Genomic DNA, 23837 nt, shown 5'->3' with positions numbered 1-23837 from the left:
TGGGGTGCCGCCTTCTAATTGCCAGGAACGAGGACGAGTGCCACCTCGCCGTTGGAGGCGGCCTGGGTCAGTGCCGCCGCCCGGGCGCTGTCGACGAGCAGCGTCACGGGCAGGTTGGTGCTGCTGACGACGCTGCTGTCGCCCCCCTGCCTGGGCACGGACTCCACGCGAGCCTGCTCGACGATCAGGGAATCGCTGTTGCCCGCCGCGGAACCGCCGTCCTCGTCGGCCTCGTCCCCGGAGCTCGGCCCGGCACCCCCGACGCGGTACACGGCGACGGTGTCGCCGCCGTCGATCCCTGCCGGGTACTGCCCTTCCTTGAGGGACAGGCCGACGACGGACTTGCCGTCCGGAATCTTGGCCCCGTCACCGAACATGTCGCCGACGGCGACGACGTTGGCCGGGATGGTGCTGACGGCCTTGAGCGTCTTCAGCGCGGACAACTGGGTCCACGGGACGTAGTTGATCTCCGGGTCGTCGACGACGAGCACGGACTCGACGTTGCTGCCGTTGACCGACTGCCCCGCCGGGATCTCCTTGGTGACCTTGACGACCTCGATCCGGTCCCCGACCTGGAGCACCAGCATCGTGGCACCGAGCGCGCCCACCAGGATCAGCAGCACCGCGAGCGCGGCCAACGCGGGTTTGCGCTCGCGCGGCGGAGTGGGAAGCCGGTCACCGACCGACGGCTGGGCCGGAGCAGCGGGACGCCCCGCGCCCGCCCCCGTACGCTCCTGGATCTTCACGCCACCGCTCCCCGTACACCCAAGATGATGTCTGCCAAGTACCCCGGAAATCAGGACACTTCACCCACGTCCGCTCGCGCACAGACATGCGGGACACGGCCGGAACCACCGGGCCGGCCTGGACAAATAGCCAGCGTCGAGGTGAGTGTCAAGCCATCGCACCGTACCAGTCACACATCAGCCCCTCAAGGCACACCCAACGTCACGGACACCACATGACACACCGTTACTGATCTGCAATTTCACCCTTGGGCAACTCCGTCGGGAACTGCACCAAGACACAGCCCACCCCCTGTGCACCGGCGAAGCGCCGAGCCCGCCGACCACCCACTCCGCCCACCCGGTCCGTCACACCCCACCCATGAACCCCGCACGACTCGCTCACGCGAACTGTTGCCGTCACCACTCGACTTGACCGTCCAACGTGCATTCCTCCTCCTCACGGAACCGAGGTCACGGACTCAAGTCCGGCGGCGACACCGGCCTCACGGCTTTGCCTTCTCTTTACAACCCGCTCCCCCGCTGCCTCGTCTCTCCGCTCGATCCGTAACGCAGTCCGCCGCGCCCACCGGGCGGGTGGACCGACGAAAGAGAGCGATTCATGCGCCGAACCGGCCTCAGTGCCATGGCACTCGCGTGCACCGTCGTACTGGCGGGCGCGGTGCCCGCGTTCGCCGACGGAGGGTCCCCGACCCCGGCACCCACCCGGGCTGCCACCACCGAGCCTCCGCGCCAGGAAGCGACCCCTGCCCCCGCCCCCGACACCGACGCGACCCCCGTCCCCTCCGAAGCCACCGACGCGAGCCCTGTCCCCTCCACCGAGCCGCCCCGGGCCCAGGTGCCCGTCGTGCCCAGCGGAGCGCCGAACACCGGTGTGACGCCGACGGCGTCGGGCTCGGGCAACGAGGGCGCGCTGGTCGGCGGGGGCGCCGCCACGGCGGTCGTCCTGGTCGCCGGCGCGGCCTTCCTCGTACGTCGTCGGCGCGCGACCGGGGCATGAGCCCGCTCTCCAGGCGCGCCTTCACCACCGCGGCCCTGACCTCGCTGCTCGTGGGCTGTGGCGGCCGTCCAACCGAGCGGGACACGGGCACGGGCACGGACGCCGCAAGCTCACCGTCCTCCGCGCGGCCGCCCGCGAAGTCGTCGCACGCGCGGGGGCGTTCGGTCCCGCTCCGGCTGCGGGTACCGGCCATCGGGGTCGACACCCCGGTCATGCGGCTGGGCCTGGCCCCGGACGGCAGTATGCGGGTGCCTCCGATCACGGCGCACGACCGGGCGGGCTGGTACGAGCACTCGCCGACGCCGGGACAGACCGGACCGTCGGTGATCGTCGGCCACGTCACGGTCGGGTCCCACGGGGACGGGGTCTTCCGGCACCTGTCCGCGCTGCACCGGGGCGACCGGATCGAGGCACACCTGGAGAACGGCGGGACGGCGGTGTTCACCGTCACCTCGGTGCGCAGGGTCGCGAAGGCGGAGTTCCCGTCGGACGAGGTGTACGGGAACGTCGACCGGCCGGAGCTTCGGCTCATCACGTGCGGCGGCCGGCGCGTCGGTGACGAATACCTCGACAACGTGATCGTCTTCGCCGCCTCGAGCTCCACCGGCCCGAAGACCTGAGCCGCCCACCGGATCTCTGGGTCACCGGGCCGGGATGGAACCCGGCCCGGTGACCCAGGGTCTTCGACACGTCCTCACGAACACCCCCACGGCCACGAAGAACACGGAGAACGTTGAAACGGTCCCGCGAGAAGGCAGCGTCCGAGCTGTTCGCCGCCCTCTACCCGCGTCTCGCCGGCTGGTGCCGCCGGCTGGTCGACGACGACGAGACGGCCCACGAGATCGCCTCGGAGGCGTTCACGCGGCTGTGGGCCCGTTGGACCACCGTGTCGGAACCTCGGGGCTTCCTCTACGTCACCGCGGCGAACCTCGTCCGGGACCACTGGCGCAAACTGGAGCGGGAACGCCGGGCCGTGCGCCGGGCCACCACAGAGGCCTCCCTGAGCCCACAGCCCGAACAGGCCGACCCGTCGGTGCGGTTGCTCGTGCAGGCACTGCCGGAGCGCCTGCGCATCCCGATCCTGCTGCACTACTACGCCGACATGCCGATCCGGGAGGTGTCCGTCCTGACCGGACGCAAGGAAGGGACCGTCAAGGCCGACCTCCACGCGGCCCGCGAACTGCTCCGCGCCCACCTGAGGAGAAGCCTTGATCACACACTCTGACGAGGGCCCGGACTTCGACCCCGACGACCCGCTCACCGTCATCCTGCGGCCTCCCTCGGAGCATCTCGGCCCGCCGCCCGGCCGCTACAAGGCGATCCGTCGCGGCGCGGCCCGCCGCAAGCTGCTGCGCGGGGCGGCCGGCGCCGCCGTGGCCTGCGGCGTCGCCGCGCTCGTCGTACTGCCACTGCGCCTGTCGGCCTCCGACTCCCCCGGGCCCTCGACGCCTCCCATGGCCCCGCCGCTGCCCGCGACCAGCCCGTCCGCCGTGCCGGCACCCTCCACCGCGCCGACACCGGACCCGGCCCCGAGCAGGGCGCCCGAAGCAGACGGTCCCTCCCCGGTCCCGCAGGCCCCGACCGCCGCCCCGACCAGCTCGCCGCCCCCGTCGGCCCCCGTCGGCGCAACGCCCGGGGCCCCGACCGGGTCGCCGACGAGAACGGCTCCGCCGACGACCGAGCCGTCGGCACTCCGTTTCCCCGACGCGGCAATCCCCTCGGTCGACACCCGGCGCTGAGGGCACGGGGAGGGCACGGGGCGCGGCTGAATCCGTACCGGACGCACGAGGAGGGACGCCGGCGACTCGGCCACCGGGCGGAGTTGTGGACATCGGGGCTGCACAAGTTCGCTGTGGCGAAACCGAGAACAACACCGATACCGTCATGGCCCTTGACTGCACATCTGTCTCACGGGGAGTCACTGTGAAGCGCCGCTCATTGCCCGTTGCTGCCGCGTTCGCCGCCGCCGCAAGCCTGCTTCTGACCGCCTGCGGGGGCGGGGACGACAGCGGGAAGACCGCTGACAAGATCGCCGGCGCCGACCAGGACACAGAGGCGCCGACGAAGTCGGCGGAGCCCTCGGGAGCACCGGCAGAGGACAAGCCGGACGGCGTGGACGTGTCCCTGCCCGCGGACATGAACCTGGTCTTCGACTGGGAGAAGCCGAAGGACCAGAACGAGGCGGCTGCCATGTCCGACGCGGCCAACTTCTTCCGTGGCATCTACCGGGGCGTCGACAAGCGCACGACCGAGGATGCGTCCGTGGCCACCTATGCCACCGGTGAGGGGCTGAACTACGCGGAAACGCAGATCAACGCCTGGATCGAAGGCGGCTGGACCGCCACCGGCACACTGCGCCACTACGACGCCACCACCCGGTCCGCCGAGAACGGCACGTCGGTGGAGGTGGCGTTCTGTGCGGACTCGGGCAAGTTCTACGGCAAGGAAATCAAAACCGAGAAGGTCCTCGAGACCGAGCCCAGCATCGAGGACTTCGACCACTACAAGATCATCATGGTCAAGCACCCCACAGGCGACGGCCTGTGGCAGGCGTCCAAGGTGTTTGTCGAGACGAAGGCGGCGAAGTGCCGGTGAAGGGGACACTTCGCACGTTCGTCGGCACCGCGACACTGACGTTGGCCCTCAGCACCCTCGTCCTCACTGGACCCGCCTATGCGGCGAAACCGGTGGGTTCCGACAAGGGCGCCAGCACCGAACAAGGAGGCGGAGGCGACGACACCGGCATCTACGCCGCCGCACGCATCCAGTACTCCGGATCCGTCGCCAAGAACGGCAGCACCGGCAACGTGACGTCCTCCGACATCAAATGGACGCCACCACCCTGCTGGTACGCCCCCTACCTCGGCGCCGAGGACTTCAAGAAGAAGATGTCCAAGGACATCGACAGCCAGATGAACGCGCCCGGCATGGGCGGCCACGCAGGTGCGGCTCTCAGCGAGTTGCAGCGCCACTACGAGGACGCGTACGGCTGGTCCGACACCCCCGGCTACAAGGACTACAACGTCGATAGGGACGGCGAGGGGATGTTCTGGGCCGGTGTCGAGAACCCCAACGAACCTGACGTACTCAAGCGGAGCTCCTGCACCGACCTCCCCTTCTGGGTCGACAACGGCGAGGCTCCGCCGCCCCAGTACGAGGAGGCCATCACCCCCGAGATACTCGCCGCTCTCGCCTACCAGCACATGCAACTTCCCGACACCGAGGTCAGCCTCGCCCCCGAGGAGACCACGAAGGTGAATCTGCCGACCTGGGCCTGGCTCGACAAAGCCGTCTTCGACGAAGTCCAGGCCACGGCGGCCATCAACGTCCCCGGCTTCGCCATCCAGGCCACGACGACGGCCAAGCCGGTGTCCCTCAAACTGGAGCCGGGCACGAAGGACGCCGAGACCTACCCGGCCTCCGGCGAGTGCACCATCAACGCCGACGGTTCCATCGGTGAGCCCTACTCCAAGGGCAAGGCCGACCGGACTCCGCCCTGCGGAATCACGTACCTCCGCTCCTCCGGCGACGGCACCTACGATCTCCAGGCCACCATCACCTGGGAGATCGCCTGGACCGGCACCGGCGGCACCGGCGGCGACCTGCCCGACGGCACCTTCGGCAACGACCAGGCAGTTGCGGTCCAGGAGATCCAGTCCATCAACCGCTGATCCGTTGCCATCGAGCGAACCCGAGTACAAAGCCTAACGGCAAGGCGGCGGGAGAGCCTGTGCGTCCTGTGCTGTTCATTGTTGTGGACGTTCCGCTGAACCTGCCATGCCACCCCCGTTCAGGTGAATACCAGGTGGATCGGCCCGCGAACCAGCGGACTGAAGGATGGTGTGAGCACCACCCCTGCCCATGATTTCGCCCTACGAACGGAACGGTCGTGTCGGAGCCGCCGGGCTCGGATCTCTACACCATCGAAGTCGAGCCAGAAGTGCGCGTGTGGCTGGAAACGCTCGGGCCCTTTGATCACAAGGCCGTGGAACGTTTCGCGGACCGCCTTGCCACCGACGGCCCGGCGCTGCCGTTCCCCCTCGCCAGCCACCTCGGAGAAGGACTGCGAGAGTTGCGCATCGGTCCAGTGCGGGTCACTTACTGGCTCGCTCCAGGACGTCGCGCGGTCCTTCTCACCGTCTTCCGCAAGACCAGAATGCGTGAGAGGGATGAAGTCTGCCGAGCCCAACGAGCGAAGAAAGTGTGCGAGGCGGAGCACGCACCAGCTGGTGAGCACGACGTCTACAGTAGGGACGAGGAGGTCCGATGAGCAGCGGATACCACACCACCTGGAACGTCCCGCCGGAACACCGGGAGGATCCTGCCTACCGTGCCGCGGGTCGCCGCATGGACTTCGCCCAGGCCGTCTACGACCGGCGCTCAGCCCTCGGCTGGAGCGTTGCGGAGCTGGCCCGGCGTGCCGAACTCTCCAAAGAAGACATCGAAGCCATCGAGGAAAGCGGCGTCGACCCCACCCTCGATCTGATCGAATGCCTGGCCACAGCAATGGACGCCGGCGCCCGCATCGATCCTCGTACAAGTCCCGAGTTCCGTTTCGAGGATCACGCGGCCTGACCCGCGCAACCCGGTATCATCTTGCGGTGTAGGGCAGCAAAACGCCGTAGACGGACAGCAGCCCTGGACCAGTGCCGCAAGGGGGACCACCGCATGAGAGCTGTGCACTGGACCCTCAGCAGGGCCGTTGATGCACGCCGGCCCGGGATCATGCTCCGCCCGCATCACGCGTCGGGAAGGTTCCTGTGCCGATCTCGACCCGCTCCCCGGTGGCCGGGGTAAAGCTGACCGGTTCGCCGTACGGAATCTCGACGACCCGTGCGTACCCCGCGGCGTGCGGTTCGGACATCAGGGTGACCGTCGTCCTGAGGGGATCGGCGATCATGTAGAAGTCGATGGGGAACGTGATGGGTACGTCGCCGAAGACACGCTCCCGCGCGATGCCGGAGGCCTTGACCGCGTCCTTGACGTCAGAAACGGTCCAGTACCGTTCCGGGCTCTGCGACGTCATGATCACCCTGCCGTCGAACACCTCGACCTTGTATCCCTCGGGGATGGCATCTCGCTCGATCAATTCACTCATCACGGACACGGCAGCTCACCTCCTACCCGCATCATGGCTGGCCGGGGCGCGAGCGGCCGCGTTTTCGCCCGACCAGGGCCTGCCATGCCCGACCCCGGTCGCTGCACGGCATGCCATCGCCCGCCGCCGGGCACCTTCGGCTCCGGTCCAGCGGATCACCCGTAAAGGCCACCTTGCCGTACACAGTGCCGATCAGCCGGCGCTCACGAAGCACCCGGCAGCGCGCCGCCCTCTGTGACAGATCGGGGTACTCCTCGAGTTCCACCTTGATGTCGCCACGGCGGTCGGCAGGGTAGGTACGCAGGGCCTCTCGGAGTTTCTCCTCCTGTTCCGCCTGCGCGGAGCGGTCACGGGTGACGCTCTTGGAGCCCCAGGCCCCGTTTGCGGGCATCGCGGCTCCTCGCGGTGTCCGAGCCTCGCCAGGTCATCCAGCCGACGGAGCCAAGTGCCGCGAGCGCGAACGCCGCTGAGCCGATCGCCTCGCCGGTGGCGTCTGCCTGGCCGGGTGTCTGAGGGCGCAGTTTCCCCTCGGGGTCCTCGATCACCGTGATCTCCTGGCCGACGTCATATCGGCCGGACGTCTCTTTCACATGATGAGTACGCACAGGGTCCCTCGGGACAGTTCTCCGTCAGACATGCGCAGGAAGCAACTGGAAACGTGCTCGGCGCCCGCCAGGATCGTCGTTTGGAGGACGCACTCGCCCGATACGACAAGTGGGAACGATCGGGGTGTATCCGCGCCCCGAAGGAGCAGTACACGCAGGGTTGCCCTGTTTCCGGGAGTAGTTCGCGGTGGCGAAACCGGGAACCTCACCGATACCGTCAGATCCCTTGACTGGCCCTTTGTCTCATGGGGAGCAACCCTGAAGCGCCGTCCTTTGCCCGTCGTTGCCACGCTTGTCGCGACTGCAGCACTGTTCCTGACCTCCTGCGGCACGAGCGGGGACCCCAAGAACGAAGATGAGATCGCAGGTGCCGATACCGGTGACACCGCGTCACCCGCAGCACCGAGCGCGGACACATCCGACTCCGTCGAGCGCCCGGAGACGAGCCTGCCGGATGGAGTGGAGGATCTCTTCGAGAGCTGGGAGACCGGCGACGCCGCCAAGGACGCGATTCTCTCCGACGCAGCGCGAGCGCAGACCGCCATGAACCACGCCATCGTCAACGGCAAGACGGACACAGCAGGGCTGACGTTCTACTACAAGGGCAAGGCTCTGACCTCGTCCGTGAAATGGGTGGAGAAGTGGCTGGATGCCGGGGTCACCTATATCGGCACGACCCGGTACTTCAGCCCCAAGGTCAAGGTCTTCGACAGCAAGTCCGCGGGTGCCTCGTTCTGCGCCGATGAGACGAAGGCCCACAACAAGGACCTGAAGACCGGCAAGGTCGACAAGGTCCCGGCCACAGACGACTCGTACGTGCTGTACAACACACGCCTCGAGAAGAATGAGGTAGGTGTTTGGCAGACGGTCGACGGTACGAGTGTACGAGGAAGTAAGACGTGCGCCCAGTGAACAAGGCACGGCTCGCCGCAGCATCGGGAGCGTTGGCACTCAGTTGCGTACTCCTCACCGCGAACACCGCCTTCGCCAAGGACCCCGGGGGGGTCTCAATTCGATGTCGAGGGGAACAACGATCAGGATGGAGGTCAGACGCTCGAGTCACGCATCATCTTCACCGGTTCAACCGGAGGACAGAAGGCCGAAGCTTCAGGCGGATTCACCCCCATGGGCGACTGGACTCCGCCTGCCTGCTGGTACGAACCCAAATGGACTCCTGACGAGTTCGCTGAGGAGTTCCGGAATGAGTGGAACGTCGCACATGCCAGCGGGATAGGAGAGGCCTACCAGATCGCGCAGGACCATTACGTCAACGGAAATCCGTACGAGGATTTCAACAAGTCTGAGGCTGGCAAGGGTATTTGGTGGACGTCAGTCCGGAACGAGAGTCGGACGGATGCAGGTGATCCGGCGGCATTTGCCTGCGATTCAAGAACGTTCTGGGTGGAGAACGGGGAGACTCCGAACGCAGAAAACGCAGTCACACCAGAGATCCTCGCCCAGCTCGCCTACAGCAGAATCAAGGTGCCCGACACTGAGGTCTTTTCAACCTGCGGTTGAACTGGCGTGATGCAGGGTGAGGACGGCCTGGACGAGGCCCGTGATGCGGGTGGTCGAGCAGCGGAGTTTGCGGAGGAGTCGCCAGCTCTTGAGGGTGGCCATGGCTTGTTCAACCAGGGCACGGATCTTGGCGTGGGATCGGTTCACGGCCTGCTGACCTGCGGATAGCGTCTCCCATCGGCCGCGGACGGGAACCCGGATCGTGTCGCGGGTGCCCTGGTAGCCCTTGTCCGCCCAGCAAGGCATGCGGGCTTGTTCGAGGGCGTTGATGATGCCGTGTTCACGGGCCGCGCGAACGTCGTGAGCTGCCCCAGGTAGTGCGGGCGAGGCCCACAGCAGTCGGCCGAACGGATCGGCGAGGACCTGCACGTTCATGCCGTGCTTCTTATGCTTCCCGGAGCAGAAGGGCCGGTCTGCGGCGATCCGGTCGATGGGCAGGAGCGTCCCCCGTCGAGTAGGACGTATGCCTTCGTCGAAGCAGCGAGGACGGCTTCCTTGAGGGTCGGTGCGAGTGCGGCCAGCAGGTCGACGGCCTCGCTGATGTAGCGGTAGACGGTGCTCGTCCCGATCCCGAAACCTGCTGCAAGTCGGGCGTACGTGGTTCCGTTCCGCAGATGGGCCAACACCAGCAGGGCTTGACTGCCGACCGGGAGCCTGCGCCAGCGGCTTCTGATCCGACGGCGGTGTTCGCGGAGGTGAGCGGCGAGGAAGGACAGGGATCGACTGGACACGTCCAGCCCGCAGGGGTAGACAAGCACACGAAGCCTCTGGTGGGTACCGGGTGATCTTGGTCGTGAACCCCGTCTACCAGAGGCTTCGCCCATCTGCCGAACCAACCGACTAGCTCAGGCCGCGCGTTGGCAATGGCTCAATGTGTCGAGGTGGCCCGGAGCGACGCTTGTCCCACCGTTCCCGTCCGCGACAGCAAGACCCCTACCGGCCCGGTCGTGACCATGGCGCGGACGCCTGGACAGCCTTTGTGAGCAGCCTCCGCCAGACCCCCGGGGCAGAGGTGCGTCGAACCTGTTCACGGGGCATCGAAAATGGTCACGGTCAGCGCCTTGTCCCACCGAGCGGCGGCCAGGTCGTCGTGGCGGATCATAAATTTCGTGTAGTACTCCTCGTAGATCCGTCCTTCATTGGCGAGCGGTATCCATTCGCTCGCCAGCCGAAGCGCGTCCTCGTCCAGCAAGGGCAACCATTGTCCCTTCGTGAGGGTCTTCGCCGTGATGCTGCCGACCGTCCTCTCGTCATCGGCATACCCGCCGATGACGAGGTAGGCGCCGGACGACCAGAGGCCGTAGGCCAGAGACCGAAGTTCGTCCAGGTGCGGCAGTTCACGCTCCATGTACCGAGCCAACTGCTGCTGGAAGGGTGACATGTCGTCCGACTCGAGATCCTCCCAGAACTCGTGCCAGTCCTCGTCCTCGCCCTCCTCGAGCCAAAGGGGTAGATCGGCTCTGAGCTCGGCGCAGACGTCGATCCGCTTGCCGACACCCTCGGAGTCGGGGGGTTCCGCGACCTCGGTTTCGGTGCCGTCCGGTACATACACGACTCGCGCGTACTGCCCCGGATAGGCCCCCAGTTCGCCGAAGTCTCTCTCTTGGTGAACGAAGAAGAGCAGCGTCCCGTCCGCCGGCAGGTCGAAGCCGTCGACCCTCGGCAGCGCCCCACAATCGACGGATAGGAGCAACGGCAACGGAATGTCCCCGGCGGATGGCCACTTCATGCCCACCGGCAGCCGGGGCAACCCACCGATGTGCCCGACCGGAGAACCATCGCCATCCCCGGACAGTCCGATCGCCAAACGAAGGTGCTGGCTGAACCTGCTGATCTCGTCGTCCGGGATGCCCAACTCAAGCGCTGCCCGACGAAACTCTCCCTGATGATCCACGTCCGATAAGATAAACTCTTTCCAACTCGGCTGTGCCGTCGGGGTGTTGGCGGGCATGGGTTGTACGTGGTGGATGCGAGTGGTCGGTCACCTTGGATCATCCCAGCGGATCCGCCTCCAGGAAGCCGCGCAGCTCCAAGGCGAGGTCGCATGTCCTCTCCGGGAGCGTGATCAGTCCTGCCTTCGAAGTGCCACTCGTCGCCGGGGGATGGATGGTGGCGCTCCATGTCCGTTGGACATGGGGCTCTACACGCTTGGCTGAGACCGTCGGATCCCGTTCCAAGGAACACCAGGTTCGGGCACCGTTCACCCACGAAAATCTTCCGCCAGCTCTGCCAAAAACACATCGAATCCATCACCGCCCCACATCGTCACCGGGAGTGAGGTTGAAAAAGGCTCACTACTGTCAGCCTCGCCCCTCAGAACGCCACCAAGGTCAACCTGCCCACCTGGGCTTGGCTCGACAAGGCCAAGTTCCAAGAGGTGTCGGTCACCGCGTCGCTCGACGTCGGCGGAGTCAATATCCAGGCCACGACGACGGCCAAGCCGATGTCCCTCCAACTCGACCCAGGCACACAGGACGCCGAGACCTACCCCGCCTCCGGTAAGTGCACCATCAACGGCGACGGATCCATCGGTCAGCCGTATGCCAGCGGCAAGGCCGATAAGGACCCGCCTTGCGGCATCAAGTACCTCCACTCCTCGGGCGACGGCACCTTCAAGATGCAGGCGACCATCACCTGGGAGGTCGACTGGACGGGCAGCGGTGGTGCGGGAGGCGGCCTGCCCGACGGGACCTTCGGCAACGACCAGGACGTCATCGTCCAGGAAGTCCAAGAAGTAAACCGATGAGCACACCGACCACCGAGACGTAAACCGGAAATTAGCCATAGAAACAGAAATCCGGCATGAGTGATTTACGCCCAGAAGACACCGTCTTCGTGCAGCTGAAGAAAACCCTTTCCTCCATCAGTGACCGCATGGAGACCACCCGCCGCAGCCTTCGAAGCGCCGATGCCTCGGCCGTCGGCGAGAGTAAACTCATCAAGGATGTACAGGACTTCGCCGACGACGGGGGCCACGGAATCAAGAAGCTTGGCAAGCACACACACGACGCCGTGAAGATGATCAACGCCATCGGTGAGTCATTCGACAAGCTCGACCTCGATCTGGCCGAATCACTCAAGGCGACCAAAGCCCAGAAGAAGGGAAAGTAGAGGTAGCCGGAACCCCAGGGCCCCGGCGCGGGTACGGACACCTCGGACGACCACGCGGCGCCTGGGTCGGGAAACACCACACCGGCCCCGCCCTATTGCACAAGGCCGCCCCTCGACTCGGTCTGACTCCGGACGACTTCACCGCGTTGACCGTATGGGCGGCAGCCCTCAAGTGACGCCGTCCTCCTCACGCCACCCACCGAAGCGAATGGGCCATGGCCTCGCACAGGTCACCCATGGGCCCCTCCGTTCCGCTCAGTGGCATCGAGAATGCGAGATGGAGGTAGCCGGCGTTTCCGGGCATCCGGACATGGAAGTCCAGGTTGGATTCCATCCGGGACCGGACCGTCCGGCCCGCGGGAAGGTCGATGACGCCGATGTCGGCCCCGAGAGCACTGTGGCGAGCCAGTGCCTCGGCGAGTTCCTCGGGGTTCGGGGCCGCCCCTCGGGCCATCGGTGGCCACGAGATCAGCAAGGAGGCCGGTGGGACGGAGCCCTCAGGCACCTCCGACCGCAAATAGAATTCCAGGGCACCGCGATTGAGGCCGTTCTCCGCGGTGTTGCGCAGCGTCACCCATATCTGGCGCACGACCTCCGCCGAGATGCCGCTGCCGGCGAACTCCCTGTCCACATAGGTCTTCAGCTGACCGCGCCAGCGTTCCTGCACAAGGTCGACCCGGAACCAGTCGCGGGGGACAAGGAGACGGTAGTCCGAGGGAGGGGCGTCGGGCACGGTGGCGGTCACGTTTCCGCCGCCGAGGTGATGAGAGGTGAGCCGTCTGCGTGGAACAGGCGGATGCTGCTGACGATGTTGCCGAACATCGTGGAGAACATGTCCCAGCCGGACATGGTGGGCGTCGACATCTCCATCATGAGCGTGGTGGCATTGGGAAGGGGGACATAGACGCGTATGTACGACGTCGGAAACGTGAAATCCTCACCTGACTGCGTGAGTTCGCCGATCATTTTGTCGTCCCGTGTGCCAATGTACGAGACGGCAAATCCGCACGGGAGCTCAATCCGGGACACCTCGCCGTCGTCCAGACGGCGAAGGCTCGCGGCGATCACCTTCGCCATGTCCGGCACATCTGCGGCGTCCGGGCTATCGAGCAGGGCGGCGAACACCGTCGCGGTGCACGGGGTTTCATCGATCGCAGTAACGCAGATTCCGGCGTACTCCGCCCCGGCGGCCAGCAACTCGTCGACGCCCAGCGCACACGTGACCGCGAGCGCCGTCTGCGCTTCTTCCCCGGCACCAGGGAGCGCCTTGCCCACGATTTCACCCAGCAGCCGTACTGCCTCGTCGTCGTCCGTGGCGTGGATCGGAATATCGTGGAAGTTCTCCGGCATCACCCAGCGGACGTGAATGTCGTCCGCGCGCAGTGCGGTCGGGGCAGGCTGGGTGGGTATCAGCTCTCCGAGTTCGGTCTGGGTCGTCACGACGACTCTCCCTTCTCGGGCACAGGACGGTCGGGCGCTTCGGGGAAAAATTTTCGCGAGGTGGCGTACATGCCGTAGTAGGGGTACAGGCGTGGGATGTCGGCGCCCCCCTTGCGAGCGATTCCGGCAATCCTGCGATAGAGCCGGGCTCGGCAGCGCACATTCCGTACGACGGGGTCGAGCAGGCTGGGCCGTCGAACGAGGTAGGCGCCGACGATCAAGGCGCAGAGGATCAGAGCCTCCACAACGATGAAGGCGACCTGGAACTGGCGCGACTTCTGGGATGCGACCAGATCCCAGAAGGGCCAGGCACCAAACCCGAAGATGATCAGCGGCACGGCGAACAGGCAGCCCATGATGCTGGCCTTCTCCGTGTCCTCCCGCCGCTGGAACAGCATCCAGTGCACGGCACTGTCGTCGAGGAAGTCGAAGCGGACCTCCCGCCCGTAGGCTTCCGCCGCTGCCTTGGCCTCCGGGACGGCGGCTATGACGGACGAGCGGACCATGTCGTGGACGGTCCCCTGGTCATCGACGAACTTACCGGGTTCCAGGTCACGGTAATCACTCATGGGTCACCTTCCTTACGCAGCGGGCGTCAGAGCCGCGTGGAACGACTTCGATGACGGTTTCGGACTCGGTTGCGGCGACGGTGACGGCGTGGGCCCCGGAACCACGGTGGGCGACCTGACCCTGTCGGGTGAGTCGCCGACCTCATCGAACCTGTTCTTGATCCTCACAGCACTCTGCACTCCAAGATTGACCAGGGACGCGCCCTTGATGTAGCGCGTGACGAGTTCCGGATCGAAACCGTTCGCCGGCAACTTCACTTTGGTGATGCCCTTGCTGGTCAAGTATTTGGAAGCCCAGACGACGCCCTTGTTGAAGTTCTTCACCGCGAAGCCGTTGGTGAAGCCGGCCCAGACGGCTCTCCTCGCGGTGAGCAGGCGCGCCCCCTTTGCCGCCGCAGTGAACCCCTTCAAGGCGCCGAGACCGGGAATGATGCCCAACACGTCCAAGCCGATCTTCATCAGATCAAGCTTTCCTCCTCGCGCGAAGACGTCGTAGAGGCGCCCGGTCAAAGCAATGGCACTGGCGGCCGCGGCTGCGCCGACCAGGATGACGCCAAGTATGCCGCCCGTCAGAACCACGGCCGCGACCAGAGCGGCAACTGCAAGCACCGTCGCAGCGGCGGAAAACCAGTCCGCATGGTCCGCGAGCCAGTTCATGATTCCACCCGGGTCCCGGACCGCATCGTGGTGCACGACGTTCTTGATATGACGGGCGGCCTTGTCACCCGCGTCGTCATAGATGTCCCTGGCGTCCTTCACCAACTTGCGCGCGCCACCGATGCGGCGCAGTGCCTCGTCGCGCTTCTTGACCCAGCGTTCGTACTCCTCCTTCTCCGCGGCCGGAATATTCTGCGCGGGATACTTGTCGGTGACCTTCCTCACCTCACCGTCCGCGAGGTCGTGGTCGGCCTTGGCCTCACGATAATCCGCGAGCGCCTTGTCCGCCTTCCTCTGCGCGCGGCGCATTTCGCCGGCGAACTGGTCGGAGCTCCCTTCGTGCACCTCCTCGCCGATGGCCTTGGCCGCCTCGTCATACCGCTCGAAGGATTTCCTCAGCTTGTCCGCCGTGCCACCGGCGATCTCGTGGAAGCCCTTTCCGGCCTCGCTGTCCCAGCCCTCCACCGAGGCAAGGGCCTTGATGACCCGGGACTGCTCGTCGATCATGTCGGCCATCTTGCGCAACTTGCGCCCGAGTTCCGCCACTTCCTCGGGGTCGCCCGGTGTCGGGTCGTCGTGCCACAGAGGCGGCCAGTCCTCGTCCCTCCTGCTCACTTCTTCCCCTTGCTCTCCGCCTTGGCATCCCGGATCGCCTTGGCCAACTCCTGGTCGATCTCGTCGTACGCTTTGGCGGCGGTCCGGGTGAACTCGGCCAGTTTCTCAAGCTCCTTCATCAGATTCTTTCGGGTTTTCTTCCAGGTGTCCCCAAAATCCGAGAAGGCGTCCTTGAGTCCTCCGTGACCTACCGCCCGACCGTACTCGTCCGCAGGATTTCCGTTTCGCTCGAACTCGCCATGAATTTTCGTCAGATCGCGTGAACACTGCTTGATGGCGGAGAGATCCGCCTTTATGTGGTCCCCCATGTTTAATTCCCCTCTACGACTCTACGAGTGTCCTCGATGGAATCCGACGAGTGCGGGCACGATTAAGGTCTCTTACACCTCATGTCACCCCGTGCGGGATACGCTCTCGACACACCGGTCCTGTTCCGCGTCGGCAAGGAGAGTCTCGACGTGACACGTAGGCGTAAGCAGCGCGTGGCAACGGACCGCCTTGGCGTCCACGCCGAGGCAGCCGGCTGGTGCACGATCAACAAGATCCCACACCCCCCGGCGGATGTGCTCCAGGCCGCGGACAACCCTCGGCTCCGCCCTGCCAGGATGCCCCCATTGGGCATGGCCGGTGCAGTGCTCGGTGCACCGTTCATACCCGTCATCATGTTCTTCGAGCTTCTGGCCAAAATAGAAGAAGCAGTCATGCGATCCCTTGACGCGAGGGACGAAAAGGAGCGGTTGCGGGCCAAGGGGGAGGACGAGAAGCGACGTCGGGACGCCACCATCGCCCAACAGGGCCTCGACAAGGTCTTCGACGGGAACTGGCACGGCAACGCCGGTCAGTTCCTGCTGCGTTGGTACACCCACTCGACCCACCACCAGCGACTTCTGCTCGCGACCCGGGACGGGGTTGTCCTCGCCGCTCCACCGCGGCGCGTCAGCGTGGGACGGGAGAAACACATGGAGATCGTCGCCCGTCTCCCCACCACCGAAGCGACCCTCATCGACCCCTTCTCCGGTGAGCTCGAGACGAGGATGCTGCTGATCCTTTTCCAGGACGGGTCCTGGCTGCGCGTCGAGACGGAAGAGCTCCGCAGCGACCTCCACATGTACGCGCTCCGGCAGCCCCTCCCCGACAACTGACAGGGCCCGTCCACCGGGCACCTGCCCGGTGCGTTCAACATCCGCTGCCGCACCGGGCAGGTACCGCACCCCTACTTGCGAGCCTGCTTCGCCAGTTCGTCGTCGATCTGCTCGAACTTGTCGGCGGCCATGGTCAGGTAGTCGCCCATGCCGTCGAGGCCGTCGAGGGTCGTCTTCGCGCCGTTGGTGAACTCGTCGAAGTTCTCGTCGAAGGCCTTGGAGGAGCTCTTCGTGACGTAACCGGAGTTGACCAGGTTGTTGATGTACTTGCGGAGGCCGTCCAGCTTTTCCTGGAGCTTCTCCTTCTCCTTCACGACATGCTTGGCCGCTTCCCGCATGTCCTGATATGTAATGTCAAGGTCCTTGGCCATGAAGCCGCTTCCTCTCGCAATGCCGCAGGGCCAACCCCCGTGGCTCCCTTGTTTGCGGAACTACCGGCCCACCGCCTCGCCTTCTGCGGCGCATGAGCCGCATGTGGCGAGCGGGGTGATCGTCCGCTCTTGCGGCAGCAGCTTACGGGGGACAACTGCGATGCCACATCCCCGCTTTGTGGAGGCGGCGGCGTGAAGTCGTGCACGACGTTGCCAATGGGAACGCCGTACGTCCTCCCCGCTGCCCCGGCTCCGTCCCCAGCGGATATCGTCACAAGGACTGTGGCCCGCGGGGTGGAAGCGGCCAGAGGGCCTGGGGAGGACAAGCGTGCGCCTGACTCTGACCGTCGTCGATCCGTTCGGCGGGGACGCCGCCGATGTCGTGCTCGACGCCGATCCCGAGTCCACCGTGGGGGACATCGCGGCGGAGCTGGCCGCCCAGGTCGGGTACAGCGGGGCCCAGGTCATTCCCCTCGGACAGCAACGGCAGGGACCGCTCGGCAGTGCGCCGCTCGTGTACGTGGACGGGTATGCCGTCGATCCCTCGGCGACCGTCATCGGGTCCCCGCTGCGCGAGGGGGCCGTCGTCTCCCTTCAGGATCCCTCCGGGTGCCTGCCCGGGGAGCCCACCGGGCTGGTCGAGCTGCGCGTCGTCGGCGGGCCCGCCGCCGGCTTCGTGCACCGGCTCGGGGTCGGGCGGTACGACATCGGCAGCGGGGCGGCCTCGGCCGTTCGCGTCGACGATCCCGAGGTCGACGCCCGCGCCCTCACCCTCTCCGTCGCCACGGACGGCACCTGCCGCGTCACCGTTCACCGCGACGGCGACGGCGGCCGTCAGGAGCAGGGACAGGGCCAGGGGCAGGACCAGGAGCACGTCACCCTTGACGGCGTACCGATCCAGGATTCTGAGAGCGGCGGCGAGAAGAAGAACGGCAAGGCGGAGAAAAAGGGCAAGGGCGGGAAGAAGAACAAGGGCGGCGCCGAGGTCAGCGGCGGGGAGACCTCCAGCGCCGGTACCTACGACTGGCCCCTCGGGGCTCAGGTCGGGGTCGGGAACACGCTGTTCGAGCTCGGGCGGTACACGCCGCCCAACGCCGCACTCAAGTGGTCCGACGACGGGGTCGGGCTCGACTACAACCGGCCGCCCCGGTTGCGGCCGGCGGACCGGCAGACCACCTTCCGGCTGCCCTCGGCGCCCCGCGACTACGAGCCGCGGCCACTGCCCTGGCTGATGGCGCTGACCCCGCTGGTCGGTGCCCTCGTCGCCGTGATGATCTTCCAGCGCTGGTACTACCTGATCATGGCGGGGCTCAGCCCCATCCTGCTCTTCGCCAATTACTTCAACGACAAGAAGCACGGGCGCAAGTCCCACGCCAAGCAGGTCAAGGAGTACGAGGAGCAGAAGGAGCGGATCGAGAAGGACGCCCAGGACGCGCTGATCCAGGAACGCGACGACCGGCGGCACGCGATCCCCGATCCCGCGGCCGTACTCTCCCTCGGCACCGGGCCGCGCACCCGGCTCTGGGAACGGCGGCGCACCGACCGGGATCACCTGCTGATCCGGGTCGGGACGGGGCAGCTGCCCTCCGAGGTCGTACTCGACGACCCCGAGCAGGACGACCACCGGCGCCAGGTGACCTGGAAGATCGAGGACGCGCCGGTCGCGCTCGACCTGCGCTCCCTCGGCGTCGTCGGCATGGCCGGGCCCGGGGACTCCGCGCGGGCCCTGGGACGCTGGGCGGTCGCGCAGACCGCCGCGTTGCACAGTCCGATGGACGTGCAGTTCTACGTGCTGAGCGAGAACTCGGCACAGCCGTCGTGGGACTGGGTGCGGTGGCTGCCGCACACGCGCCCCTCGAGTGGGCAGGACGTCAACATCCTCATCGGGACCGACGCCGAGACCGTCGGCGCCCGTGTCGGCGAGCTGACGCAGATCCTCGACGCCCGCAAGAAGGCCGCCGAACAGAACCGGTCCCAGGGGACGGCGTTCAGCGACCCGGACATCGTCGTCGTATGGGACGGGTCGCGGCGGCTGCGGTCGCTGCCGGGCGTGGTGCGACTGCTGCGCGAGGGACCGGCTGTGTCCATGTACGCGATCTGTCTCGACGCGGAGGAGCGGTTCCTGCCCGGCGAGTGCCAGGCGTTCGTCGTCGCCGAGCCCCGCACCCAGGAGCACGGCCGGGACCTCCAGGACCGGCAGCGCGCTCAGCCTCAGCAGGCGAGCGGCGGCTTCCCCTCCTTCCAGGCGTGGCACACCGCAGCGCCCGAACCCGGCCGCGCCGCCCAGCCGGACAGGCTGCGGCTGCGTGTCGAGGAGGCGGGTGCGGAGCGCATCAAGGACGTGCGGCCCGACTTCGTCCCGGCGGCCTGGTGTCTGCGGCTCGCCCGCTCCCTGTCGCCGCTGCGTGACATCAGCGGGGAGTCGGAGGACTCGGCGCTCCCGGGCTCCAGCCGGCTGCTCGACGTACTGCAACTGGAGCCGCCGACGAGCGACGCGATCGCCGCCCGCTGGCGCATGGGCGGCCAGTCCACGATGGCCGTGATCGGCGAGTCCTACGACGGTCCGTTCGGCATCGACATGCGCAAGGACGGGCCGCACGGGCTGATCGCCGGTACGACCGGTTCCGGCAAGTCGGAGCTGCTGCAGACCATCGTGGCGGCCCTGGCGGTGGCGAACACGCCGGAGAACATGACCTTCGTCCTCGTGGACTACAAGGGCGGCTCCGCGTTCAAGGACTGCGTGAAGCTGCCGCACACCGTCGGCATGGTGACCGACCTCGACGCCCATCTCGTCGAGCGGGCGCTGGAGTCGCTGGGCGCGGAGCTGAAGCGGCGCGAGCACATCCTGGCAGCCGCCGACGCCAAGGACATCGAGGACTACCAGGATCTGGTGCGCCGCGACCCCTCACATGCTCCCGTACCCCGACTGCTCATCGTCATCGACGAGTTCGCGTCGATGGTGCGCGATCTGCCCGACTTCGTCACCGGGCTCGTGAACATCGCGCAGCGAGGGCGCTCCCTCGGCATCCATCTGCTGCTCGCGACGCAGCGGCCGAGTGGTGTCGTGTCGCCCGAGATCCGGGCCAACACCAACCTCCGGATCGCGCTGCGCGTGACGGACGGCGGTGAGTCGTCCGACGTCATCGACTCACCCGAGGCCGGGCAGATCTCCAAAAGCACTCCGGGTCGCGCGTATGCCCGACTGGGCCACGCCTCCCTGGTGCCCTTCCAGTCGGGGCGGGTCGGCGGGCGCCGGCCCGGCGCGGCGGACCCTGCGGCTCTCGCGCCCTGGGTGGGGCCGCTGAGCTGGGAGGATCTCGGCAGGGCCGCGCTGGCCAAGCCGAAGTCCGAGGTCCGTGAGGACGACGAGATCACCGACCTCAAGGTTCTCGTCGACGCCGTGCGCGAGGCCAACAGCTCGCTGGGCATCCCCGCCCAGCACAGCCCGTGGCTGCCCGCGCTCGACGAGATGCTGCTGCTCGACGACGTCGAGGTCCCGGCCGTCGCGCTCACGCCCGGCAGGCTGGCGCCCGCCCCGTACGGTGTGGAGGACCTGCCGGGCGACCAGGCCCGCCGGCCCGTCGCCGTCGACTTCTCCTCCTTCGGGCACCTGATGATCGGCGGTGCCCCTCGCAGCGGCCGGTCCCAGGTGCTGCGCACGATCGCGGGCTCACTCGCCCGCACCCACTCCGTCGCCGACGTCCACCTCTACGGCATCGACTGCGGCAACGGCGCCCTCAACGCGCTGACCCGGCTGCCGCACTGCGGTGCGGTCGTGGGCCGGAACCAGACCGAGCGGGTGGTCCGGCTCGTCAACCGGCTCAAGGGCGAACTCTCCCGTCGTCAGGACTTGTTGGCGGACAAGGGGTACGCCGACATCGGCGAGCAGCGGGCCGCCGCCACCGAGGACGAGCGGCTGCCGCACATCGTGGTGCTGCTCGACCGCTGGGAGGGCTGGGTGCCCACGCTCGGCGAGATCGACCACGGCTCGCTCACCGACGAGTTGCAGACGATGATGCGGGAGGGCGCGAGCGTGGGCATCCACCTCGTGCTCACCGGTGACCGCACCCTGCTCGTCGGCCGGATCGCCACGCTCACCGAGGACAAGTACGGCCTGCGGCTCGCCGATCGCAGCGACTTCTCCTCACTCGGGATCCCGGCCCGCAAGGTGCCCGAGGAGATTCCGCCCGGCCGCGCCTTTCGCAACGAGGCTGGTACGGAGACCCAGTTCGCGCTGCTCGCCGAGGACACCACCGGTCAGGGCCAGGCCGCGGCACTGACCGCGATCGGCGAGGCGGCCGCCGCCCGCGACGCCGGCGTGCCGCGTGCCCGGCGCCCGTTCAGGGTCGACAGCCTGCCCAGCCGGATCTCCTTCCCGGAGGCGTGGGAGCTGCGGGACCCGGAGGCGTCGCGCTCCAAGCTGTGGGCGCTGGCCGGTATCGGCGGTGACGAGATCATCGGCTTCGGCCCCGATCTCGCGGACGGTGTACCGGCGTTCGTCATCGCGGGCCCGGCCAAGTCGGGCCGTTCGACCGTGCTGATGAACATCGCCCAGTCACTCCTCGCGCACGGCACCCGCCTGGTCGTCGCGGCCCCGCGCCAGTCGCCGCTGCGTCAGCTCGACGGCACGGACGGTGTGCTGAAGGTCTTCACCGGCGACGACATCGACGAGGACGACTTCGAGGAGCTCATCGACGAGGCGTCGGCCGAGGAGCCGATCGCCGTCCTCATCGACGACGGGGAGATCCTCGAGGACTGCGATGCCGGTAGCCAGATGAAGAAGATCGTCTCGCGCGGTGCCGAACGCGGCCTCGCCCTCGTCATCGCCGGTGACGAGGAGGACGTGTGCAGCGGCTTCTCCGGCTGGCAGGTCGACGCCAAGAAGGCCCGCCGCGGCATCCTGCTCTCGCCGCAGGAGTCGTCCAGCGGCGACCTCATCGGCGTACGCCTGTCCCGCAGCATGGTCGGCGGCCAGGTCGTCCCCGGCAAGGGCATGCTGCACCTGGGCGACGGAGAGCTGCGGACGGTGGTGGTGCCGGGGTGAGTCGCTACCCGATCTTCGACAGCCGTGCCTTCGGGCTGCCCGAGTCCTTGCTGTCCGATTCGTAGACGAGGTCGTCGCCGGTCGGGGTGAGGCGGACGGTGTGGCGGGCCTGGTTGCAGACGTCGCGGTTGGACTTCGCGCCGACGGAGGTCGCGACGAGCTGTTTCCCGGTGACCTGCTTCAGGGTGAGTACGTCGTCGCAGACGCCGCCGAAGATGTCGGTGTGCCGGAGCGTGGCCACCTGCTCGCCCGCCTTCGCCTGTTTCACCGTCACCCTGAACGTGCCGAGCGGAATGGCGATGCCCTCCCGCGAGTTGGCCTGGCCCTCCCAGGTGCCGAGGTAGGCGGCGGGGACGGCGGGGGTGGCGGCCGGGGCCTCGGAGGAGGCTCCGGTGCCGGAGTCCGCGTTGCCGTCACCGGAACCGCCCGGCATGAGGTCCAGTACGAACACCGAGCCGACGGTCACCGCGGCCAGCGCCCCTGCCACGGCGAGGGCCACCGTGCAGCTCATCCGTCTGACCCGGCCGCCCCCGCTCCGCTCCTGGCCGGACGCCGCGGCGACGGAGACCGAGAGCCTGCCGGGGCGGGGCGGGCGGGCGCCTTCGGCCGACTCGGCCGGCGGGTGCGGGGACCGGGGCCGGGGTGCGGGAACCGCGGCGGCCGGTGTGCTCGCCGGCGCGCCGTGGGCCGGCATCACCGGCGGCGGACCGAACACCCCGGCACCGGGCGGGTCCACGGCGGCGGAGGTGCCGGGTGCCGCGGGCGCCCCGGGCCCCCAGGCGCTCGCGCCGCCACCCGCCGGTCCGGTACCGCTTCCCGTCGGTACCCCGTCCACCGAAGGGCTGCTGAAACCCACGGGACCGGACACCAGGGCGCCCGACACCGGGGAGCCGCCCGCCGGACCGTCCCGACCCGCCTCCAGGTTCAGCAGACGCACCGCCGAGCGGCTCACCCGCTCCACCAGTGCCCCCGGCAGCCATCCGCCCGCCACCAGCCGGGCCGCGCCGCCCTCGGGGGCCAGCCGCCGGGCCACCTCGGCCGGGGTCGGGCGGGTGCCGGGGTCCTTGCTCAGGCAGGCCGCCACCAGGGCGCGAAGCTCGTCCCCGGAACCGTCCGAGCCGTCCTCGCCGTCCGAGCCGTCCCGCGCGCCCGGCCCTCGCGCGGCCGGTCCTTCCAGCCATCCCAGTTCGGGCGGCTCGTGGACGACCTTGTACAGCAGTGCCGCCGAGGAGTCACCGGAGAAGGGAGGCTCGCCCGTCGCCGCGTACGCCAGTACGGCGCCCAGGGAGAAGACGTCCGCCGCTCCCGTGGCGCCCTTGCCCAGGATCTGCTCGGGCGACATGTAGCCGGGCGAGCCGATCGACACACCGGTCGAGGTGAGGGAGGCCGTGCCGTCCAACGCGCGGGTGATGCCGAAGTCGATCAACAGCGGGCCGTCGAGGGTGAGAAGGACGTTCGACGGCTTCACGTCCCTGTGCACCAGGCCCAGTTCGTGCACCGCGGTCAGCGCCTCGGCCAGACCCGCGCCCAGCACCCGTACGGTGCGGGCGGGCAGCGGGCCGCCGTGCGTGACCGCCGCCGTGAGGGACGGGCCCGCCGCGTAGGCCGTGGCGACCCAGGGCACGCGCGCCTCGGGGTCGGCGTCCAGGACCGGGGCCGTCCAGGCACCGCCCACCCGGCGCGCGGCCTCGACCTCGCGCCGGAACCGGGCCCGGAACTCCTCGTCCAGCGCGAAGTGCGGATGCACGATCTTCACCGCGACCGTGCGGCCGCCGGCGCTGCGGCCCAGGTAGACCCGGCCCATGCCGCCGGCCCCGAGCCTGCCCAGCAGCCGGTACGGCCCCACGGCCGTGGGCTCGTCGACATCGAGCGGCCGCACGGAGTCGATCCCGTGCGCCCCCTGCGCCCCGCGCGCCCCGTC

General features: G+C 67.8%; 26 protein-coding genes and 2 pseudogenes. 15 read left to right on the top strand and 13 right to left on the bottom strand.

Annotated elements, in window-relative coordinates:
* Positions 1-14 precede the first annotated feature (14 nt).
* Positions 15-746, bottom strand: a complete 732-nt coding sequence (locus ACWZEH_RS20005; protein ID WP_456192527.1) for a hypothetical protein — start codon at positions 744-746, stop codon at positions 15-17.
* Positions 747-1347: 601 nt separating this feature from the next.
* On the opposite strand from ACWZEH_RS20005, the gene ACWZEH_RS20000 reads away from it, so the two are divergent.
* From ACWZEH_RS20000 to ACWZEH_RS19965, 8 genes are all read left to right on the top strand, one after another.
* Positions 1348-1746, top strand: coding sequence for a sortase-dependent protein (locus ACWZEH_RS20000; RefSeq protein ID WP_456192526.1), 399 nt, complete (start codon positions 1348-1350; stop codon positions 1744-1746).
* Positions 1743-2366, top strand: a complete 624-nt coding sequence (locus ACWZEH_RS19995; RefSeq protein WP_456192525.1) for a class F sortase — start codon at positions 1743-1745, stop codon at positions 2364-2366. The genes ACWZEH_RS20000 and ACWZEH_RS19995 overlap by 4 nt, the downstream gene beginning before the upstream one ends.
* A gap of 113 nt (positions 2367-2479) precedes the next feature.
* Positions 2480-2971 carry an RNA polymerase sigma factor gene (locus ACWZEH_RS19990; RefSeq protein ID WP_456192524.1) on the top strand — a complete coding sequence of 164 codons (492 nt, stop codon included), beginning with the start codon at positions 2480-2482 and terminating at the stop codon, positions 2969-2971.
* Complete coding sequence (locus tag ACWZEH_RS19985; RefSeq protein WP_456192523.1) at positions 2955-3485, top strand: hypothetical protein; 531 nt, start codon at positions 2955-2957, stop codon at positions 3483-3485. Before ACWZEH_RS19990 ends, ACWZEH_RS19985 begins: the two co-directional genes overlap by 17 nt.
* A gap of 184 nt (positions 3486-3669) precedes the next feature.
* Positions 3670-4341 carry a hypothetical protein gene (locus ACWZEH_RS19980; protein WP_456192522.1) on the top strand — a complete coding sequence of 224 codons (672 nt, stop codon included), beginning with the start codon at positions 3670-3672 and terminating at the stop codon, positions 4339-4341.
* The gene (locus ACWZEH_RS19975; protein ID WP_456192521.1) at positions 4338-5417 is read left to right on the top strand and encodes a hypothetical protein; all 1080 of its coding nucleotides are present in this window, start codon (positions 4338-4340) and stop codon (positions 5415-5417) included. The genes ACWZEH_RS19980 and ACWZEH_RS19975 overlap by 4 nt, the downstream gene beginning before the upstream one ends.
* Positions 5418-5635: 218 nt before the next feature.
* Positions 5636-6016, top strand: a complete 381-nt coding sequence (locus ACWZEH_RS19970) for a type II toxin-antitoxin system RelE/ParE family toxin (protein ID WP_456192520.1) — start codon at positions 5636-5638, stop codon at positions 6014-6016.
* A complete protein-coding gene (locus ACWZEH_RS19965; protein ID WP_456192519.1) occupies positions 6013-6321 on the top strand; it encodes a helix-turn-helix domain-containing protein in 309 nt (102 codons plus the stop codon). The genes ACWZEH_RS19970 and ACWZEH_RS19965 overlap by 4 nt, the downstream gene beginning before the upstream one ends.
* A 148-nt stretch (positions 6322-6469) precedes the next feature.
* On the opposite strand, the gene ACWZEH_RS19960 is transcribed toward ACWZEH_RS19965, so the two are convergent.
* From ACWZEH_RS19960 to ACWZEH_RS19950, 3 genes are read right to left on the bottom strand one after another with little or no spacing between them, the layout of a single operon-like run.
* The gene (locus tag ACWZEH_RS19960) at positions 6470-6844 is read right to left on the bottom strand and encodes a hypothetical protein (RefSeq protein WP_456192518.1); all 375 of its coding nucleotides are present in this window, start codon (positions 6842-6844) and stop codon (positions 6470-6472) included.
* Between the two features lie 31 nt (positions 6845-6875).
* Positions 6876-7235, bottom strand: a complete 360-nt coding sequence (locus ACWZEH_RS19955; RefSeq protein ID WP_456192517.1) for a hypothetical protein — start codon at positions 7233-7235, stop codon at positions 6876-6878.
* Positions 7192-7434 carry a hypothetical protein gene (locus ACWZEH_RS19950; RefSeq protein WP_456192516.1) on the bottom strand — a complete coding sequence of 81 codons (243 nt, stop codon included), beginning with the start codon at positions 7432-7434 and terminating at the stop codon, positions 7192-7194. Before ACWZEH_RS19950 ends, ACWZEH_RS19955 begins: the two co-directional genes overlap by 44 nt.
* 288 nt (positions 7435-7722) lie before the next feature.
* Between ACWZEH_RS19950 and ACWZEH_RS19945 the strand changes: the two genes are divergently transcribed.
* Positions 7723-8361, top strand: coding sequence for a hypothetical protein (locus tag ACWZEH_RS19945; RefSeq protein ID WP_456192515.1), 639 nt, complete (start codon positions 7723-7725; stop codon positions 8359-8361).
* Positions 8362-8574: 213 nt separating this feature from the next.
* Positions 8575-8967, top strand: coding sequence for a hypothetical protein (locus tag ACWZEH_RS19940; RefSeq protein ID WP_456192514.1), 393 nt, complete (start codon positions 8575-8577; stop codon positions 8965-8967).
* On the opposite strand, the pseudogene ACWZEH_RS19935 reads toward ACWZEH_RS19940, so the two are convergent.
* Positions 8953-9725 (bottom strand): annotated as a pseudogene (locus tag ACWZEH_RS19935) (transposase family protein). The gene ACWZEH_RS19940 and the pseudogene ACWZEH_RS19935 sit on opposite strands and share 15 nt — an antisense overlap.
* Positions 9726-9830: 105 nt before the next feature.
* Between ACWZEH_RS19935 and ACWZEH_RS19930 the strand changes: the two are divergent.
* Positions 9831-9950, top strand: coding sequence for a DUF397 domain-containing protein (locus ACWZEH_RS19930; protein WP_456192513.1), 120 nt, complete (start codon positions 9831-9833; stop codon positions 9948-9950).
* 44 nt (positions 9951-9994) lie between these two features.
* On the opposite strand, the gene ACWZEH_RS19925 is transcribed toward ACWZEH_RS19930, so the two are convergent.
* The gene (locus ACWZEH_RS19925; protein ID WP_456192512.1) at positions 9995-10918 is read right to left on the bottom strand and encodes a DUF1963 domain-containing protein; all 924 of its coding nucleotides are present in this window, start codon (positions 10916-10918) and stop codon (positions 9995-9997) included.
* Positions 10919-11260: 342 nt separating this feature from the next.
* Here ACWZEH_RS19925 and ACWZEH_RS19920 point away from each other — a divergent pair.
* Both ACWZEH_RS19920 and ACWZEH_RS19915 read left to right on the top strand, forming a co-directional pair.
* A pseudogene (locus ACWZEH_RS19920) lies at positions 11261-11713 on the top strand (hypothetical protein); the annotation flags it as partial.
* Between the two features lie 56 nt (positions 11714-11769).
* Positions 11770-12078, top strand: coding sequence for a hypothetical protein (locus ACWZEH_RS19915; protein ID WP_456192511.1), 309 nt, complete (start codon positions 11770-11772; stop codon positions 12076-12078).
* A gap of 187 nt (positions 12079-12265) precedes the next feature.
* Here the strand turns inward: ACWZEH_RS19915 and ACWZEH_RS19910 are convergent, their stop codons facing one another.
* From ACWZEH_RS19910 to ACWZEH_RS19890, 5 genes are read right to left on the bottom strand one after another with little or no spacing between them, the layout of a single operon-like run.
* Positions 12266-12823, bottom strand: a complete 558-nt coding sequence (locus ACWZEH_RS19910; RefSeq protein WP_456192510.1) for a hypothetical protein — start codon at positions 12821-12823, stop codon at positions 12266-12268.
* Positions 12820-13518 carry a hypothetical protein gene (locus tag ACWZEH_RS19905; RefSeq protein WP_456192509.1) on the bottom strand — a complete coding sequence of 233 codons (699 nt, stop codon included), beginning with the start codon at positions 13516-13518 and terminating at the stop codon, positions 12820-12822. The genes ACWZEH_RS19910 and ACWZEH_RS19905 overlap by 4 nt, the downstream gene beginning before the upstream one ends.
* The gene (locus ACWZEH_RS19900) at positions 13515-14087 is read right to left on the bottom strand and encodes a hypothetical protein (RefSeq protein WP_456192508.1); all 573 of its coding nucleotides are present in this window, start codon (positions 14085-14087) and stop codon (positions 13515-13517) included. Before ACWZEH_RS19900 ends, ACWZEH_RS19905 begins: the two co-directional genes overlap by 4 nt.
* A 12-nt stretch (positions 14088-14099) precedes the next feature.
* Positions 14100-15359, bottom strand: coding sequence for a putative T7SS-secreted protein (locus ACWZEH_RS19895; protein ID WP_456192507.1), 1260 nt, complete (start codon positions 15357-15359; stop codon positions 14100-14102).
* Entirely contained in the window at positions 15356-15667 is a 312-nt protein-coding gene (locus tag ACWZEH_RS19890; protein WP_456192506.1) for a WXG100 family type VII secretion target, read from the bottom strand. The genes ACWZEH_RS19895 and ACWZEH_RS19890 overlap by 4 nt, the downstream gene beginning before the upstream one ends.
* Before the next feature lie 393 nt (positions 15668-16060).
* On the opposite strand from ACWZEH_RS19890, the gene ACWZEH_RS19885 reads away from it, so the two are divergent.
* Positions 16061-16501, top strand: coding sequence for a hypothetical protein (locus tag ACWZEH_RS19885; RefSeq protein ID WP_456192505.1), 441 nt, complete (start codon positions 16061-16063; stop codon positions 16499-16501).
* Between the two features lie 71 nt (positions 16502-16572).
* Here the strand turns inward: ACWZEH_RS19885 and ACWZEH_RS19880 are convergent, their stop codons facing one another.
* Positions 16573-16872, bottom strand: a complete 300-nt coding sequence (locus ACWZEH_RS19880) for a WXG100 family type VII secretion target (RefSeq protein WP_384013510.1) — start codon at positions 16870-16872, stop codon at positions 16573-16575.
* Between the two features lie 328 nt (positions 16873-17200).
* On the opposite strand from ACWZEH_RS19880, the gene ACWZEH_RS19875 reads away from it, so the two are divergent.
* Positions 17201-21916, top strand: a complete 4716-nt coding sequence (locus ACWZEH_RS19875; RefSeq protein ID WP_456192504.1) for an FtsK/SpoIIIE domain-containing protein — start codon at positions 17201-17203, stop codon at positions 21914-21916.
* Positions 21917-21920: 4 nt separating this feature from the next.
* On the opposite strand, the gene ACWZEH_RS19870 is transcribed toward ACWZEH_RS19875, so the two are convergent.
* Positions 21921-23795: a serine/threonine-protein kinase gene (locus ACWZEH_RS19870; RefSeq protein ID WP_456199712.1), complete on the bottom strand. Its 1875-nt coding sequence runs from the start codon at positions 23793-23795 to the stop codon at positions 21921-21923.
* Positions 23796-23837 lie beyond the last annotated feature (42 nt).

The sequence above is a fragment of the Streptomyces yamdrokensis genome (assembly GCF_053890455.1).
The sequence above is the reverse complement of the archived record's forward strand: the minus strand, read 5'-3'. Positions and strand labels throughout refer to the sequence as shown.